Source organism: Streptomyces sp. WY228, assembly GCF_019287315.1.
Classification (GTDB): Bacteria; Actinomycetota; Actinomycetes; order Streptomycetales; family Streptomycetaceae; genus Streptomyces; species Streptomyces caviscabies.
On sequence record NZ_CP079114.1, the window covers coordinates 7631303 to 7645936 of the forward strand.

Genomic DNA, 14634 nt, shown 5'->3' on the forward strand with positions numbered 1-14634 from the left:
AGTCCATTGAGTCCTGTGGGGTGGACGAGCGTTCAGACCGCCGCTGCGGTGGTCGGCAGGTCGATGCGGACCGTCCGGTCGCAGAGTCGTTCCACCTGCGCGGGGTCGTGCGAGACGAGCAGGACCGTCCGGTTGCCCCGCAGGGCTGCCACGGACTCCTCGACGGTGTCGCGGCTCCGCTCGTCCAGGGCGCTGGTCGGCTCGTCGAGCAGGAGTGCCGCCGGTTCGAGGGCCAGGGCGCGGGCCAGGCAGAGTCGTTGGCGCTGGCCGTTGGAGAGGGTCTGGGCCGGCGTGTCCAGGCGGTCGGAGACCTCGTTCCACAGGCCCGCCTCGCGCAGTGCCTGCTCGGCGCGGTCGTGCAGTTCCGTCCGGGACGCCCGTACCAGGTGGCGGAGGCCGAACAGGGCGTTGTCCAGGATGCTGCCGCCGAAGACCACGGGGGTCTGCGGCACCAGGACGACCGTGCTGCGCAGGCCGGCGTCGCCCTTGGCGTACCGGACGGGACGGCCGAGGACCCGCACCTCACCTTCGCGGCGGAGCCCGCGGGGCAGCAGGTCGACCAGGGCGCGCAGCACCGTGGACTTGCCCGCGCCCGACGGGCCGCACAGGCCGGTGGTGGATCCGGTGGCCAGCTCGAAGGTAACCGGACCGACCAGGCGCTTCGTGCCGTCGAAGATCTGCAGGTCGCGGACCGCGATGACAGTCTTGTCGACCGCGTCGTCCAGCGGAGCGAGACCGGTTGTCAGGTCGTCCATCGTCGGGCTCCTTCAAAGCGGTTGCGCAGGAGGACCGCGAGGCTGAGCAGGCCCGCGGTGATCAGGACCAGGACGAGAGCGCTGCCCCATGCCTGGGCGATCGCCTCGGGGGCGCCCGAGTCCTGCGACAGGGTGAAGATGTGCGTGGGCAGGGCCTGGACCGGAGCGTTGACGATGCCGGTCGGGAGGGCGGGTGCCCCGAAGAACACCGTGGCGGTGAAGATCAGGGGGGCCGTCTCTCCCGCCGCGCGGGCCAGGCCGAGAAGCAGGCCGGTGAGCGTGGCCGGCCAGGTGTACGGGATGACCACCGAGCGGACGTACTGGGAGCTCGTGAGGCCCAGCGCGAGCGCGGCCTCGGTGATTTCCGCAGGCATGCTCCGAATCCGGCCTGCCGTCGTGAGGGCGACCACCGGGATCACGACAGGCACCAGGACCACGGCGCCGGCCAGCCAGGAGCGGCCCCAGCCCATGGTCGTGCAGAAGAGGACGTACCCGGCGAGGCCCAGCAGGATCGTGGGCGTTCCGCCGACCGCCACGGTCAGCGTCTCCAGCACGCGAGCGGTCTTCGCCGAGGCACGCGTGCCGATCACGATGCCTGCTCCGTAGCCGAGCGGCAGTGCGATCAGGGCCGTGGTGGCAAGGAGCAGGAGGGTGCCGAGGATCTGGTCGCGGATACCGCCACCCGCCGCACCTTCGGAGGCCGTGAACCAGAAGACCGGATTGAGCGCCGCGCCGCCGCGGGCCAGCAGGATGCCGAGCATGCCGACGAGGAGTGCCCCCGGCAGCAGCAGGGCCCCGAGCCGGACTGCGGTGGTGAGCCGGTCCTTCGGGATGCGCAGCCATGCGGAGGACCGCCGGGCACGTGGAACGCGTACGGCTCGTCCCGTGGATCCGCGGGTGCCCCACACGGTGGCGACGGCAACCAGGGTCAGCAGGATGATGCCCAGCCCGCACAGGGCCGCGAAGTACGGGCCGGAGGTGCCTGCGAGCATCGGCTCGGGGCCGGCCAGCTTGGTGGTGAGCGTCTGGCCGGGGCGTACGAGGAAGGAGAAGGCGTCTCCGAGTGACTCGGGGAGCCGGTCGTCGGCGCGGCCGATGACCATGAAGACCGCGATGGCCTCACCCAGTGCCCGCGCCAGGCCGAGCAGGACGCCGGCCCGCATGCCGGGACGCGCTTGGGGCAGGACGGCCGACCGCACGACCTCGCGCCGGGTCAGGCCGAGCGAGTACGCGGCCTCCCGGTACCGCCCGGGTACGGCGGCCAGCGCGTCCACGCTGACCGCCACGATCGTCGGCATGATCATCACGGCGAGGACGATGCCGGCGGCGAGCAGGCTGTCTCCGCCCGGCACGTCACCGAGATCCGCCACGAAGGGCCGGATCACCATGATGCCGATCAGGCCGTAGACGATGGAGGGGACCGCTGCCAGGAGTTCGATGCTCAGGCGCAGCGGCTTGGCGAGGCGAGGCGGAAGGTACTCGGACAGGGCGACGGCCGCCGCCCAGCCCACGGGGACGGCGAGAACCAGTGCCAGGACGCAGACGACCGCCGATCCGTAGATCATGGCCAGGCCGCCGAACGCGAGGTTCCCCGGACTCCAGGTGGACGAGGTGAGCAGTGCCGTCCAGTCGACGGTTCCGCTCGCGATGCCCGTGACCAGGTAGCCGAGCAGGACCGTGAGGGTGAGCAGCACCGACAGGATGCCGCTGTAGGCCCAGCCCCAGACCCATCTCGCCCGGCTGCCGCGGCCGCTCCCGGGGGAGGGCCGCGGCACGGCGGGTCCGGGCGCCTGGGTGGGGCGCTCCAGAGTGAGACCCATGATCAGAGGCCCATCTGCTCACGCGTGAGGTAGCCGTGCTGGGGCAGCAGCTTCTGGCCCTCGGGCGAGAGGATGTAGTCGATGTACTGCTTGACGCCGTCCTTCGGCCTGCCGTTGGTGATCATGTACAGGGGGCGGGTCATCGGGTACTTGCCGGACGCCACGTTCTCCAGGGTGGGGGCGACGTCTTCCAGAGGCACGGCGACCAACTCGGGGTGACCCTCGATGAAACCGGTGGACAGCGGGGCGATGGAACCGCGGGTGGACTTGAGCTTGTTGCGGGTCTCCAGGTTGCCGCCCACGATGGCGTAGTTCGCGGACTTGGGCGGGGCCGGCGCCTCGCCCTTGCCGTAGATGAACTTGTCGAGCACCTCACGGGTGCCGCGGCCGGGCTCCTTGTCGTAGACGAAGACCTGGAGGTCGGGGCCGCCGACCTCCTTCCAGTTGGTGATCTTCCCCTCGAACAGGCCCGCGACCTGCGCCTTGGTCAGGTCCTTGACTCCGCCGTCGGCCACTTCCTTCGTGATGATCACGCCGACGGCGTCCGCGCCGATCTGCGTGGTCACGAAGTCCGTGTCGGGGTAGGCCTTCTGGTCCTTCTCCGACAGAGGCTTGGAGCTCAGCGCGATGTTGATCTGGCCGGTGCCGAGCTGGGAGATGCCGCCGGCGGAGCCGCCCTGGGTGGCGACGGTGATGTTCAGGCCCTTGGCCTTCAGCGCCTCGGCCGCATCGGATGCCACCGGGGCGACGGTGGTGGAGCCGCTGGCCTGGATGGCGTCCGAGCCGGCCTTCGCGGAGCCGGCGCAGCCGGTCAGGGCGGCGGAGAGGAGGAGTGAGGCGGAGGCGACGGAAGCGCCCTGGCGGACGCGCCGGCCGGTGAGGCGCGCTGCTCTGCTGCGGGATTCGGTGGACATGAAAGACATGGCGGTGCCTTTGCGGTGATGGAGGGACGGTGATCGGGGAACGCCGGTGGCGGATCGCCACCCGTAGGGCATGCGGGTCTGAGGTCGGGACCTGAAAAGAGGTGTGGACGTGAGCGCCGGTCGCGCCCCTGACGCGTGGACAGGGAGAGGCGCCGGACGAGAGTGCGGGGGCGCCGGGAGGACGGTGTGCGACCACCGGGCTTGCGGATGACGACTGTTCAGGGCCTGAAGCCCGAACTCCCTGAGTTCTCTCTCGCTTGCAGGTTGAACTCGCGCCGGACCGTGGCGAGTTGCCGTCGGGTCCGCACGCGTCTCTGTGATTGAAGCTCGGCCCACTCCCCTTTGAAGGGCCTGAAGAATCAAGGCGTCGGTAGCCGTTCACCCGCTGACCCCGGGTGCGGACCGTGATGCCGTGGCCGAACGCTACCGTCTCGGGCTCGCCCTGGCGAGATCTGGTGGGGCGAAATTATCGATGATCGGCGATTGAATTTGAGTCATGCGTCGAGATGGCAGGTGGGTCTCCTGCGGTCGGCAACGACATTCGAAGCCCAGGTGACCGCACTCGGCACCCTCGCTCTGGACGCCTTCCAGCTGTGTGGGCGAGGGGGTTCAGGTGAGTGACCTCTCTTCGCATCCAGTCACAGAGGAGGGCGAATCGGGGCACTGATGCCCCGCGACGACGGTGGTCCACAGGGATGGTCTTTGAGCCATTCATCGATCTATTGACATACATCGCTCAACGCTGGCAGGGTTCCGGCCGTCGGTCGGTCGACAGCGTCGTTACCGACCTGGGCCCTGACCCGGCCCCCTCTCGATCCGTCACGCTCCTTGATCACTCCCTGGGGGGAAGTGTGAGTAGTGCCCGTGTTCTGGTTGCCTCCGCGTTCGAAGCGGAGCTCCAGCCTCTGACGTCCGCGTGTGCGGCTGCCGCTCTGCAGCATCACGGCGCCGACGTCGTCGGCTGGGACGCGCACCTGCTTCCCGACGCCATTCCGGAAGGCCCCTTCGACCTCACGCTCGTCTCCGTCCAGCAGTTCGAGGGCCTTGAGCGGGGGATCGCCCTGGCGCGCAGGGTCTCGGAGGCGTACGGCACCACGGTCGTGACCTTCGGCCAGTACGCGCAGATGAACCACCGGGAGTTCCTGGAGGTCGCCGACGGCATCATCATGGAGGAGCCCGAGCTCATCAGCGAGGAGCTGGCCCAGCTCGCCGCCGGCACCCTCGCGCTCGACGCTGTGCCCGCCCTGATGACCCGCACGGGCATGCGGCCCAAGCCCCCGCGCCGGCGCATCTCGGTCACCAAGCCCGCGCGGGACCTGTTCCCCTCGCTCGTGCACTACCCGGCGCACCACTCGCCGTTCGGCCTGATGGGCAACATCGAGGCCTCCCGCGGCTGCCACCACAAATGCACCTACTGCTCCGTCTACGGCGCGTACGACGGTGGCGTCGCCGCCTACGACGCCGACAGCGTCCTGGCCGACGCACTGCAGCTGGCGGAGGAGGGCGTCCGGCACTTCTGCTTCATCGACGCCGAGTTCTTCAATTCGCGCACCATCGGCATCGGTGTCGTCGAGCGTCTCGTCGAGGCCATCGGCCCGATCACCTTCGAGTTCACGACGCGCGTCGACCACGTCCTGGACTACACGAAGGAGCTGGAGAAGCTCGTCTCGCTCGGTCTGCGCCGCGTCACCTGCGCCCTGGAGTTCCCCTCCAACCGCATCCTGCGCATCTTCGACAAGCACATCGACGTCGACCACATGCGCGAGGCGGTCGACGAGGCCGAGCGGATCGGCTTCGAGCTGTACCCGACGTTCATCCCCTTCACCCCGTGGATCGAGTACGAGGAGCTCCTCTGCTTCGAGGACTGGCTGGTCGAGACGGGCCTGGCGCGGGTCACCGACCCCACCGCCCTGCAGACCCGGCTGCTGCTCTTCAAGGGCTCCCCGCTGCTCTCCTCGCCGTGGATGGAGGACATCGCCACCGTCGACCGAGGCTTCTGGGTCGAGTGGACGCATCCCGACAAGCGCGTCGAGGAGCTCTGGCAGGAGCGCCGGACCGACGCCGAAGACGCCGGCAAGATCCGCTGCTGCGTGAAGTGCTGACCCACCCGCTCACACGAAAAGGACACTGACATGGGTGGATCACCCCGCGTCGTCATCTCCACCGGCCAGGCCCTCCCGGACATGGACTGGACCGGCGAGCTCGCCGGGCTCACCGACTCGTGGCCGTACCTCGGCCCCACCTGGCTGCGCGCCACGGAGAAGGTGCTCCCCGACATCCAGCCCTGGCACACTCTCGCCCACCGCGCCCGCGGCGAACTGGCCCTCCTCCCCGGTTACATCCTCACCACCCCGCCCGTCGTCGACCACGAGCCGCGCACCTACCTGGGGTGGCAGGCGCCCTCCGGCGAAGAGGTGTGCTGCGGCGCCGAGACCGACGCCGCGCGCAGCGCCGAGGTCGACGCCCTGGGAACCGAGCCCTTCTTCCCGACCCTCCTCCTCGGCTCCCCGCTGGGCTACCGCACCGAGGTCGCCTACAACTTCTGGACGCCGACCCTGATGGGGGCGATCGTCGACAAGCTGGTGCCCGCCGCCTTCGAAGCCGGCATCCGCTGCATCGTCGCCCCCTGGATCCCCGATCGGCGCGGCAACGACGCCCTCGTCGACGCGCTCAACGCAGCCGGAGCGTCCAGCACCTTCTGGGGCTACGAGGACTTCATGAGCCTCGACGCGCCGAACTGGGAAGGACACCTCGCCGCCCTGCCGCTGAAGAAGCGCCAGCGCATCAAGGGCGACGTCCGCCGCGCCGAGGCCGCCGGCGTGACGATCGAGCGCGTCGACGGCACCGACATCCGCCCCTACATCGCCCGCATCGCCGAACTCACCTGCCTCAACAGGGAGAAGAACGGCGCCGGCGAGGAGCCCGAGCACATCGTCGGTATCCTCTCCGCGCTCATCGACGAGGGCGCGGACGTCCGCGCCTACCTGGGCTACAAGGACGGCGCGTTGGTCGCCACCTGCGTCACCATCCGCAAGAACCACCGCCTCTTCCCGAAGTGGGCCGGCTTCGACTACGCGGCGATCGGCGAGCGCAGCGGCATCTACTTCGCCCTCGTCCTCGACGCGCCCGTCCGCGACGCCTACGCCGAAGGGCTGCGCACCGTCGAGTTCGGCGCCGGAGCCCACCAGGCGAAGGCGCTGCGCGGCTGCACGCCGCGCGAGGTCACCACCTCGATGCTGCTCTCCGACCCGGCGCTGCGGCCGCAGGCGAAAGCCTGGCTCGACGCTTTCGGCAACAGCAGGCGCGCCGCGTTCGGCGCCGCGTCCCCCGCCCCGGCCCAGCCCGCGAACCTGCCCCTCTTGGGCGGATCGGGCGACAGCTGCTGCGGCTGACCCCGCCCGACTCCACGACAAGGACGAGAAGGACCACATGATCACCTTCATCCCCCTGACCGGATTCCTCGGGGCGGGCAAGACCACGACCATGACCGCCGCCGCGCTCGCGCTCCAGGCGCAGGGCCGCAAGGTCGCCGTCATCACCAACGACCAGGGCGTCGAACTGGTCGACACCAAGCTGGTGCGCAGCAAGCTCGACAGCGTCGCCGAGGTCACCGGCGGCTGTTTCTGCTGCAAGTTCGAGGACCTCGTCGAGGCCATCGTCGCGCTCGTCGCCTCCGACAGCGTCGACACGGTGATCGCCGAAGCCGTCGGCAGCTGCACGGACCTCCAGGCCACCGTCGTACGACCGCTGCGCCAGTACTACGGCGACGACATGGTCGTCGCCCCGCTGACCACCGTGGTCGACCCGCTGCGGCACCTGGCCTTCGCCCGTGCCGTCGAGCGGGGCGAGCCGGAGTCGGATCTGTCGTACCTCTTCCGCCAGCAGGTCACCGAGGCCGACGTCATTGCCGTGAACAAGCTGGACACCATCAAGGCCGACCGGGCCGAGGAGCTGCTCGCCTCGCTCCGCACGAGCAACCCCAAGGCGACCGTCGTCGGTTACTCGGCCACCACGGGCGCCCACCTGGAGACGCTGCTCGACGCGTGGCAGGCGCCGGCGACGAACGAGGACGTCGTCCTCGACATCGACTACGACCGCTACGCGGCCGCCGAGGCCCAGCTCGCCTGGATGAACCAGGAGCTCGACCTCACCGCCGCCGGGGACGGTTTCGACGCGACCGCGTGGGCCCGCACCGTCCTTCAGGAGCTGTCCGGCTGGGCCGCGGAGCACGACGCCGTGATCGGCCATGCCAAGATCACCGTGGAGACGGCCGACGGCGACTTCGCCAAGCTCAGCCTCACCGAGTCCGGCGCGCAGCCCACCCTCGACCGCGCCGTCGACGCGCACGCGCCGGCCGGCCGGGCCGTCGTCAACGCCCGGGTCGCCTGCGAGCCCGACGCCCTGGACGCGGCCGTCACCGAGGCCGTCAAGGCCGCCGACCTGGCCGCCGCCGTCACCTCCTCGGCGACCACCCCGGTGTCGTTCAAGCCCTCCTACCCGCGCCCCGTGCACCGCCTCGCCCCCGCCGGCGCCTGACCGAGAAGGACCACCCGTCATGAGCGACACCACCACTGCCGGCAGCCTGCAGGAAGAGGTCCGGGAGTACTACCGGGCCAAGGCCGCGGAAGCCGAGACGAGCGGCGCCTGCTGCTCGCCCGACCCGCAGACCTTCGGTCCCGCCGCGTACGACGAGATCGGCCCCGGTACCGCCCCGGACGCCGCCCTCCTCGCCAGCCTCGGCTGCGGCAACCCGAGCGCCGTCGCCGAACTGCGCGAGGGCGAGACGGTCCTGGACCTCGGCTCCGGCGGCGGCCTGGACGTCATCCTCAGCGCCCGGCGCGTCGGCCCCGACGGCCGCGTCTTCGGCCTGGACTTCCTGGAGGAGATGCTCGCCCTCGCCGCCCGCAACGTCGCCGACGCCGAGATCGACAACGTCGTCCTCCTCAAGGGCACGATCGAGGCCATCCCGCTGCCCGCCGACACCGTCGACGTGATCATCTCCAACTGCGTGATCAACCTGTCGCTGAACAAGCCCGCCGTCTTCGCCGAGATGGCGCGCGTCCTCACCCCCGGCGGCCGCCTCGGCATCAGCGACGTCGTCGCAGAGGACCGGCTCAGCCCCGAGGAGCGGGCCGAACGGGGCGGACACAGCCAGTGCATCGCCGGCGCCCTCTCGGTGGCCGAGTACAAGGAACTCCTCGACGCGGTCGGCCTGAAGGACGCGGAGGTCGTGTTCACGCAGGAGGCGGCCGACGGCCTTCACGCCGCGATCATCCGCGCGCACAAGCTGGTCGATGCCGACGCGCAGGAGTGTGAGCCCGGCGGCACCTGCTGCTGAGCACGTCATCGCACACGAACCGTGGCCGGAGCGCACAGCTCCGGCCACGGTTCGCACCGTTGTACTCGCCCGCGTCCCCTCGTGACCGTGGGCGGACGACCACGCTCCCGATGGCTCGACCGGTCCGCACTCCGCCGCTGCCGACGGTGTGGAGGCGATCCCCGTGGCCGCCAAGGATTCCCATGTCCTCCACACCGTCCGCTTCCTGACCAGGCGCCGGGCCGGTGCCAGCATCCGGTACGCCGTCAACCCCCGTTGCATCACCGAGTTCCCCAGCGCCGCCGACATCCTCATCGGCGCACCGGTCCACTCGTGCGGGGAACCGGAATCCAGCTGAAGGCCCTGCGGTCGCAGCCGTTCCGCAGGCGTCTGCCGAGCAGGTCCGAACCGTGAGCAGAGCAGATCAGCCGGCAACGCGTTCCGTTGCCGGCTCCTTGTGCTCACGTGCCGCCGTACGAAGACGAGAGACCGGTTGGGGTACGACTCGTCGAGCCGACCTGTGGAATGTGCCAGCTCCTGCCCGGCAGGTCCGCCAACGCGACGGGCAGGAGCTGGTGTTCATGGGGAGTGCCGACAGCGTGGGCTTCGCTGGGGCCTCAGGCCGCGACGGTGACGCTCGCGGCGGCCTTGCGCTTGTCGGCAAGGGCGGCGAGGTACCGCTCCGCGTCGAGTGCGGCCTGGCAGCCGGAGCCCGCGGCCGTGATGGCCTGGCGGTAGGTGTGGTCGACGACGTCGCCGGCGGCGAAGACTCCCGGCAGGTTCGTGCGGGTGGAGGTGTCGCGCAGGACGACGCCGGCGCGCATGCCGTTCTCGGCCTTGATCTCCGCGATCTCGCTGTCGGTGACTTCCTTGATGTCTCCGGTCAGGTCGACGGAGACGATGTCGTCGTCGATCATCTCCGCGCCGAAGCGTTCGGCCTGGGCCCTCATGTTGTCCATGAGGTCGGGTCCGTCGATTCCGGTGGGGAAGCCGGGGAAGTTCTCGACCTCGGTCGTCGTGGTCAGGGACCCTCCGACGAAGATCGAGCTGCCGAAGAGCAGGGGCCTGAGCTGGGCGCGGGCCGTGTAGAGGGCTGCGGTGTATCCGGCGGGTCCGGAGCCTGTGACGATCACCTCACGGACGTCGTCCACGGTCGCAGGGTTCGAGTCGGTCAAGAGAGTCACGCCTCCTGCTTCGCGTCGATCTCGGCGATGAGGCCCTCGATCAGGACCTTGATCTCGTCACGGATCGGGCGGACGGCCTCGATACCCTGGCCGGCCGGATCCTCCAGGGCCCAGTCGAGGTACTTCTTGCCGGGGAAGACCGGGCAGGCGTCGCCGCAGCCCATGGTGATGACGTAGTCGGACGCCTGGACGGCCTCGGTGGTCAGCACCTTGGGCTGCTGGTCGGAGATGTCGACGCCGACCTCGGCCATGGCCTCGAGGGCGGCCGGGTTGACCTGGTCGCCAGGAATCGAACCGGCGGAGCGGACCTCGACGCGGTCGCCGGCCAGGTGGCGCAGGAATCCGGCGGCCATCTGGGAGCGGCCCGCGTTGTGGACGCAGACGAAGAGCACGGACGCGAGCGGAGCGGTGGTCATCAGTTCTTCCTTGCCGGCAAGAGGTCAGCCCCGGCTGGTATCAGCAGCGAGTGATGTGACAGTATCAGTCCATGATGACGTCAGTCGATACTGATCTGATCCGGGTTCTGGCGGATCCCCTCAGGCTCCAGATCGTGACCCTGCTCGCCCGCGAGACCCTCTGCACCACCCACCTCGTCGAGGAGACGGGCGCCAAGCAGACCAACCTCTCCAACCACCTGCGCGTGCTGCGCGAGGCCGGTGTGGTGGAGACGGAGCCCTGCGGTCGCTTCACGTACTACCGCCTGAAGCCGGACGTCATCGCCCAGCTGGCCGGCCAGTTCGCCGACCTGGCCGCATCCGCCCGTACCGCTGCCGAGAACAAGAGGGCCTGTCCGTGACCCCCACCCAAGCCCCCTCTCAGGCGGCGGATTCCTCGGTCGTCGCGAAGCTGTCGACGCTGGACCGCTTCCTCGCCGTCTGGATACTCCTCGCCATGGGCCTCGGCCTCGGGCTCGGGCGGCTGATCCCCGGCCTGAACGACGCTTTGGCCGAGGTCGAGATCGGCGGCATTTCACTGCCCATCGCCGTGGGCCTGCTGATCATGATGTACCCGGTACTCGCCAAGGTCCGGTACGACAGGCTCGACGCCGTCACCGGCGACAAGAAACTCATGGTCTCGTCGCTCGTCGTCAACTGGGTCCTCGGCCCGGCGCTCATGTTCGCGCTGGCCTGGATCTTCCTGCCGGACCTGCCCGAGTACCGCACCGGCCTGATCATCGTCGGCCTGGCCCGCTGCATCGCCATGGTCATCATCTGGAACGACCTCGCCTGCGGCGACCGCGAGGCCGCCGCCGTCCTCGTCGCCCTGAACTCCGTCTTCCAGGTCATCGCCTTCGGCGTCCTGGGCTGGTTCTACCTCGACCTGCTGCCCGGCTGGCTCGGCCTCGGCGAGGGCGAGACGCTCGACATCTCGATGGGGAAGATCGCCCTGAACGTCGTCATCTTCCTCGGCGTTCCGTTGGCGGCCGGGTTCCTCACCCGCCGGATCGGTGAGAGGAGGATGGGCCGGGAGCAGTACGAGACGAGGTTCCTGCCGAAGACCGGACCGTGGGCGCTCTACGGGTTGCTCTTCACGATCGTCATCCTCTTCGCCCTTCAGGGGAAGACCGTCACCTCGCAGCCGCTGGACGTCGCGAGGATCGCGCTGCCGCTCCTCGTCTACTTCGCGGTGATGTGGTTCGGCACCTTCGCCCTCGGCAAGGCGATCGGCCTCACCTACGACCGCACCGCAACGCTCGCCTTCACCGCCGCCGGCAACAACTTCGAGCTCGCCATCGCCGTCGCCATCGCCACCTTCGGCGTCACCTCCGGCCAGGCCCTCTCCGGAGTCGTCGGCCCCCTCATCGAGGTCCCGGTCCTGGTCGCGCTCGTGTACGTGTCGCTGGCCTGGCGCAGGAAGTTCGCCCCCGCCCAGTAGTAGCCCCGCCCAAACGCTACTCTGCGCCTCGCCTCTCCGCGGGGGCGAGGCGCAGCCGTATGAAGGGAAAGGCGAGGAGATGAGCAAGGCACTCGATGTCGTCGTGATCGGCGGTGGCCAGTCGGGACTCGCCGTCGGATACCACCTGCGCCGCCTCGGCGGCCTCGACTTCGCCGTCCTGGACGCGCAGCCCGCGCCGGGTGGGGCCTGGCGACACGCGTGGGACTCGTTGCACCTCTTCTCGCCGGCCGCGTACTCCTCCCTGCCCGGTCGCCTCATGGCGCCACAACAGGGGGAGACGTATCCCGAGGCCGCCCATGTCGTCGACTACCTCACCGACTACGAGCAGCGCTACGAGCTCCCCGTGCAGCGGCTCGTTCGCGCGGAGGCGGTCCGCCGCGACGGAGAGTACCTTCGCGTCGAGACCGATTCCGGTGTCTGGCGCGCCCGCGCCGTCGTCAGTGCCACCGGAACGTGGTCACGGCCGTTCCTTCCCTCTGTCCCGGGCCGTGGCTCATTTCTGGGGCGGCAGCTTCACACCGTCGAGTACCGCACCCCAGGTGAGTTCGCCGGAATGCGGGTCATCGTCGTCGGCGGCGGGAACTCCGGAGCGCAGATCGCCGCCGATCTCGCGTACGACACCGACCTCACCTGGGTCACTCAGCGGCCCGCACGGTTCCTGGCCGACGACATCGACGGCCGCGCCCTCTTCGACCACGCCACGGCCCGCCGCCGCGCCCTCGACGAAGGCCGCACCGACGGCGGGGGAGTCGCCTCCCTCGGTGACATCGTCGCCGTTCCGCCCGTACGCGAAGCCCGCGACGCGGGCCTCCTCACGTCGCAGCCGATGTTCACGCGCGTGACGGAGACCCGCGTCGAGTGGGCTGACGGGACGCGGGCCGAGGCTGACGCGATCATCTGGTGCACCGGCTTCCGTCCCGCTCTCGCCCACCTTGCCCCACTCGGGCTACGCGGTCCGCGCGGACACATCCCCACCTGGGGGACAGAGGCTCTCGAAGAGCCCCGCCTTCATCTGCTCGGGTACGGCGACTGGACCGGGCCGGCCTCAGCGACCCTTGTCGGCGTCGGCCGTCCCGCACGCGAGGCCGCGCGGTCCATCGCAGCCCTCCTGCGCTGACGTGCCGCGGGTGAACGAACGGTGAACGCCTGACGGATATCACTCCTCTGGTTCGCCATGCGATCTTGTCGGCTCGTATGGTGTCCGGATGGCAACTCCGTTGGCAGGCATACCGATCGAGGACGTGAGCGAGGAGCGCTGTGTGCCCTGCTCCCCGGGGCTTCTCATCGGCCACGACGAAGTCGAGACGCTGTCTGTCCAGTTGAAGGCGATGGCCGACCCGACTCGCCTCCAGATCGTCCACCTCATCGATCATTCGCCGGCAGGCGAGCTCTGTGTCTGCGACCTGACCGAGTCGCTCGACCTGGCGCAGCCCACGGTGAGCCGGCACCTGAAGATCCTCACCACCGCGGGGCTGCTGCGCCGTGAGCAGCGAGGAACGTGGGCCTGGTTCTCGATTCGCTGGGATGCCTTGCAGGAGCTCAGGAAGCAGGCCTTCCCCCGGGGGATCGACTGCTCGCCGTACTGATCATCCGGTTCCGTGCGCCGGAGTCACGTCCATCGCTGCGATGAGATCCTCGACGAGGCCCCTGATGGCGTCACGGATGGGGCGCACCGCGTCCACGCCCTGCCCGGCCGGGTCGTCCAGCTTCCAGTCGGGGTAGCGCTTGCCGGGAAACACCTCGCAGGTGTCCCCGCAGCCCATCGTGACGCACACGTCCGACTCGCTGGCGGCATCCGCGTGGTGAGAATCTTGGGGACCTCCGCGGACATGTCGATGCTGACTTCACGCATCGCCTCTACCGCCGCCGGGTTGACCGCCGAGGCCGGCGCGGAGCCCGCCGAACGGACCTCGATCCGGTCGCCGGCCACGTGGCGAAGTCATGCGGCGGCCATCTGGGACCGGCCTGCGTTGTGCATGCATGCGAACAGGACGGAGGGCATCCGGGACACCTGCGTCTCCTCAAATGGGTTGTTGTGGAAAGGCGTTGAAAGTCGGACGGTCGATACACGTTGTACTTGGTGTGTCACGATCGGGGCATGCTGACGTCGGTGAACGCGGAACTGCTGAGGGCCCTGGCGGACCCTTTGCGGCTTCGCATCGTGTGCCTGCTCGCCCGCGAGTCGCTGTGTACGACTCATCTCGTCGAGGAGACCGGCGCGCGGCAGACGAACCTGTCCAACCATCTCCGGGTTCTCCGGGAATCGGGCGTCGTGGAGACCGAGCCCTGTGGGCGCTTCACCTACTACCGGCTGAGGCCCGAGGCACTGGCCGATCTGGCCACATTCCTCGGTGGCCTGGCCGAAGGAGGGTGCGAAACCCCTGCGGCCCGGCGGCCTTGCGGTTGAAAGTCCGGCCGCTTCACCTTCGGAGCGTCCCCGCCGTCTCGACGTCCACTCGCCCCTGACGCCATGGGCTGAGGATCTCGATCCGGGCGCGAACGTTACCCCCTCCGAGCGCCTCCCGCGACCCCGGTGCAGGTGACTTGACCGTGGCGGTGACCGAGTGGGGGAAGGGATATCAGGTGTCCTCTGTCGCTCTGCATCATCGATGGCCACCGATTGAAATGCGCCGTGCGTCAACACAGCCCAGAGCCTCCCGCGACCCTGGCGGCGGAATCTGCTGGCGTCGCAAGACGAACCTGATCGCTCTCGCCTTTTACAGGTTTCATCTGCGCGAA

15 protein-coding genes and 1 pseudogene are annotated in these 14634 nt (G+C 69.5%); 10 read left to right on the forward strand and 6 right to left on the reverse strand.

All coding sequences use genetic code 11. From position 1 onward, the window contains the following. Nucleotides 1-32: 32 nt before the first annotated feature. The 3 genes from KV381_RS33195 to KV381_RS33205 are packed head-to-tail and all read right to left on the reverse strand — an operon-like array spanning nt 33 to nt 3489. A complete protein-coding gene (locus KV381_RS33195) occupies nt 33-755 on the reverse strand; it encodes an ATP-binding cassette domain-containing protein (RefSeq protein ID WP_050504727.1) in 723 nt (240 codons plus the stop codon). Continuing rightward, on the reverse strand, nt 743-2575 hold the full coding sequence (gene pstC, locus KV381_RS33200) for a phosphate ABC transporter permease subunit PstC (RefSeq protein WP_078845877.1): 1833 nt from the start codon (nt 2573-2575) through the stop codon (nt 743-745). The genes KV381_RS33195 and pstC overlap by 13 nt, the downstream gene beginning before the upstream one ends. A gap of 2 nt (nt 2576-2577) precedes the next feature. After that, on the reverse strand, nt 2578-3489 hold the full coding sequence (locus KV381_RS33205; RefSeq protein ID WP_030076682.1) for a phosphate ABC transporter substrate-binding protein: 912 nt from the start codon (nt 3487-3489) through the stop codon (nt 2578-2580). An 860-nt stretch (nt 3490-4349) separates the two neighbouring features. On the opposite strand from KV381_RS33205, the gene KV381_RS33210 reads away from it, so the two are divergent. The 5 genes from KV381_RS33210 to KV381_RS33230 all read left to right on the forward strand — a co-directional run bounded on the left by KV381_RS33210 (nt 4350) and on the right by KV381_RS33230 (nt 9173). After that, entirely contained in the window at nt 4350-5600 is a 1251-nt protein-coding gene (locus KV381_RS33210) for an RCCLKC-tail radical SAM protein (protein WP_030076684.1), read from the forward strand. 30 nt (nt 5601-5630) lie between these two features. Further along, nucleotides 5631-6890, forward strand: coding sequence for a GNAT family N-acetyltransferase (locus tag KV381_RS33215; protein ID WP_030076686.1), 1260 nt, complete (start codon nt 5631-5633; stop codon nt 6888-6890). Nucleotides 6891-6927: 37 nt separating this feature from the next. Beyond that, nucleotides 6928-8034 (forward strand): GTP-binding protein, encoded by a 1107-nt coding sequence (locus KV381_RS33220; protein WP_218786963.1) that lies wholly within the window; start codon nt 6928-6930, stop codon nt 8032-8034. 19 nt (nt 8035-8053) lie between these two features. After that, nucleotides 8054-8836, forward strand: coding sequence for a methyltransferase domain-containing protein (locus KV381_RS33225; RefSeq protein ID WP_218786964.1), 783 nt, complete (start codon nt 8054-8056; stop codon nt 8834-8836). Nucleotides 8837-8999: 163 nt separating this feature from the next. After that, on the forward strand, nt 9000-9173 hold the full coding sequence (locus KV381_RS33230; protein ID WP_158101234.1) for a hypothetical protein: 174 nt from the start codon (nt 9000-9002) through the stop codon (nt 9171-9173). 259 nt (nt 9174-9432) lie between these two features. On the opposite strand, the gene KV381_RS33235 is transcribed toward KV381_RS33230, so the two are convergent. Together KV381_RS33235 and KV381_RS33240 are read right to left on the reverse strand one after the other, a co-directional pair. Then, entirely contained in the window at nt 9433-9966 is a 534-nt protein-coding gene (locus KV381_RS33235) for an NAD(P)/FAD-dependent oxidoreductase (RefSeq protein ID WP_218786965.1), read from the reverse strand. Between the two features lie 29 nt (nt 9967-9995). Further along, a complete protein-coding gene (locus KV381_RS33240) occupies nt 9996-10415 on the reverse strand; it encodes an arsenate reductase ArsC (RefSeq protein ID WP_030076692.1) in 420 nt (139 codons plus the stop codon). A gap of 71 nt (nt 10416-10486) precedes the next feature. On the opposite strand from KV381_RS33240, the gene KV381_RS33245 reads away from it, so the two are divergent. The 4 genes from KV381_RS33245 (at nt 10487) to KV381_RS33260 (ending at nt 13481) form a co-directional block, all read left to right on the forward strand. Then, the gene (locus tag KV381_RS33245) at nt 10487-10795 is read left to right on the forward strand and encodes a helix-turn-helix transcriptional regulator (protein WP_030076694.1); all 309 of its coding nucleotides are present in this window, start codon (nt 10487-10489) and stop codon (nt 10793-10795) included. After that, a complete protein-coding gene (gene arsB, locus KV381_RS33250) occupies nt 10792-11874 on the forward strand; it encodes an ACR3 family arsenite efflux transporter (protein WP_030076696.1) in 1083 nt (360 codons plus the stop codon). The genes KV381_RS33245 and arsB overlap by 4 nt, the downstream gene beginning before the upstream one ends. A gap of 79 nt (nt 11875-11953) precedes the next feature. Then, a complete protein-coding gene (locus KV381_RS33255; RefSeq protein ID WP_218786966.1) occupies nt 11954-13012 on the forward strand; it encodes an ArsO family NAD(P)H-dependent flavin-containing monooxygenase in 1059 nt (352 codons plus the stop codon). A gap of 88 nt (nt 13013-13100) precedes the next feature. Continuing rightward, nucleotides 13101-13481 (forward strand): helix-turn-helix transcriptional regulator, encoded by a 381-nt coding sequence (locus KV381_RS33260; protein ID WP_050504725.1) that lies wholly within the window; start codon nt 13101-13103, stop codon nt 13479-13481. Here KV381_RS33260 and KV381_RS33265 read toward each other — a convergent pair. Continuing rightward, nucleotides 13482-13897, reverse strand: a pseudogene (locus tag KV381_RS33265) (arsenate reductase ArsC). A gap of 96 nt (nt 13898-13993) precedes the next feature. Here KV381_RS33265 and KV381_RS33270 point away from each other — a divergent pair. Beyond that, the gene (locus tag KV381_RS33270; protein ID WP_030622998.1) at nt 13994-14302 is read left to right on the forward strand and encodes a helix-turn-helix transcriptional regulator; all 309 of its coding nucleotides are present in this window, start codon (nt 13994-13996) and stop codon (nt 14300-14302) included. Nucleotides 14303-14634 lie beyond the last annotated feature (332 nt).

Bases quoted from the DNA above. Each gene is read 5' to 3' on its own strand.
- KV381_RS33260 (WP_050504725.1), top strand. From the start codon at position 13,101: ATGGCAACTCCGTTGGCAGGCATACCGATCGAGGACGTGAGCGAGGAG.
- pstC (WP_078845877.1), bottom strand. From the start codon at position 2,575: ATGGGTCTCACTCTGGAGCGCCCCACCCAGGCGCCCGGACCCGCCGTG.
- KV381_RS33205 (WP_030076682.1), bottom strand. From the start codon at position 3,489: ATGTCCACCGAATCCCGCAGCAGAGCAGCGCGCCTCACCGGCCGGCGC.
- KV381_RS33270 (WP_030622998.1), top strand. From the start codon at position 13,994: ATGCTGACGTCGGTGAACGCGGAACTGCTGAGGGCCCTGGCGGACCCT.
- KV381_RS33215 (WP_030076686.1), top strand. From the start codon at position 5,631: ATGGGTGGATCACCCCGCGTCGTCATCTCCACCGGCCAGGCCCTCCCG.
- KV381_RS33240 (WP_030076692.1), bottom strand. From the start codon at position 10,415: ATGACCACCGCTCCGCTCGCGTCCGTGCTCTTCGTCTGCGTCCACAAC.
- KV381_RS33195 (WP_050504727.1), bottom strand. From the start codon at position 755: ATGGACGACCTGACAACCGGTCTCGCTCCGCTGGACGACGCGGTCGAC.
- KV381_RS33225 (WP_218786964.1), top strand. From the start codon at position 8,054: ATGAGCGACACCACCACTGCCGGCAGCCTGCAGGAAGAGGTCCGGGAG.
- KV381_RS33255 (WP_218786966.1), top strand. From the start codon at position 11,954: ATGAGCAAGGCACTCGATGTCGTCGTGATCGGCGGTGGCCAGTCGGGA.
- KV381_RS33220 (WP_218786963.1), top strand. From the start codon at position 6,928: ATGATCACCTTCATCCCCCTGACCGGATTCCTCGGGGCGGGCAAGACC.
- KV381_RS33245 (WP_030076694.1), top strand. From the start codon at position 10,487: ATGATGACGTCAGTCGATACTGATCTGATCCGGGTTCTGGCGGATCCC.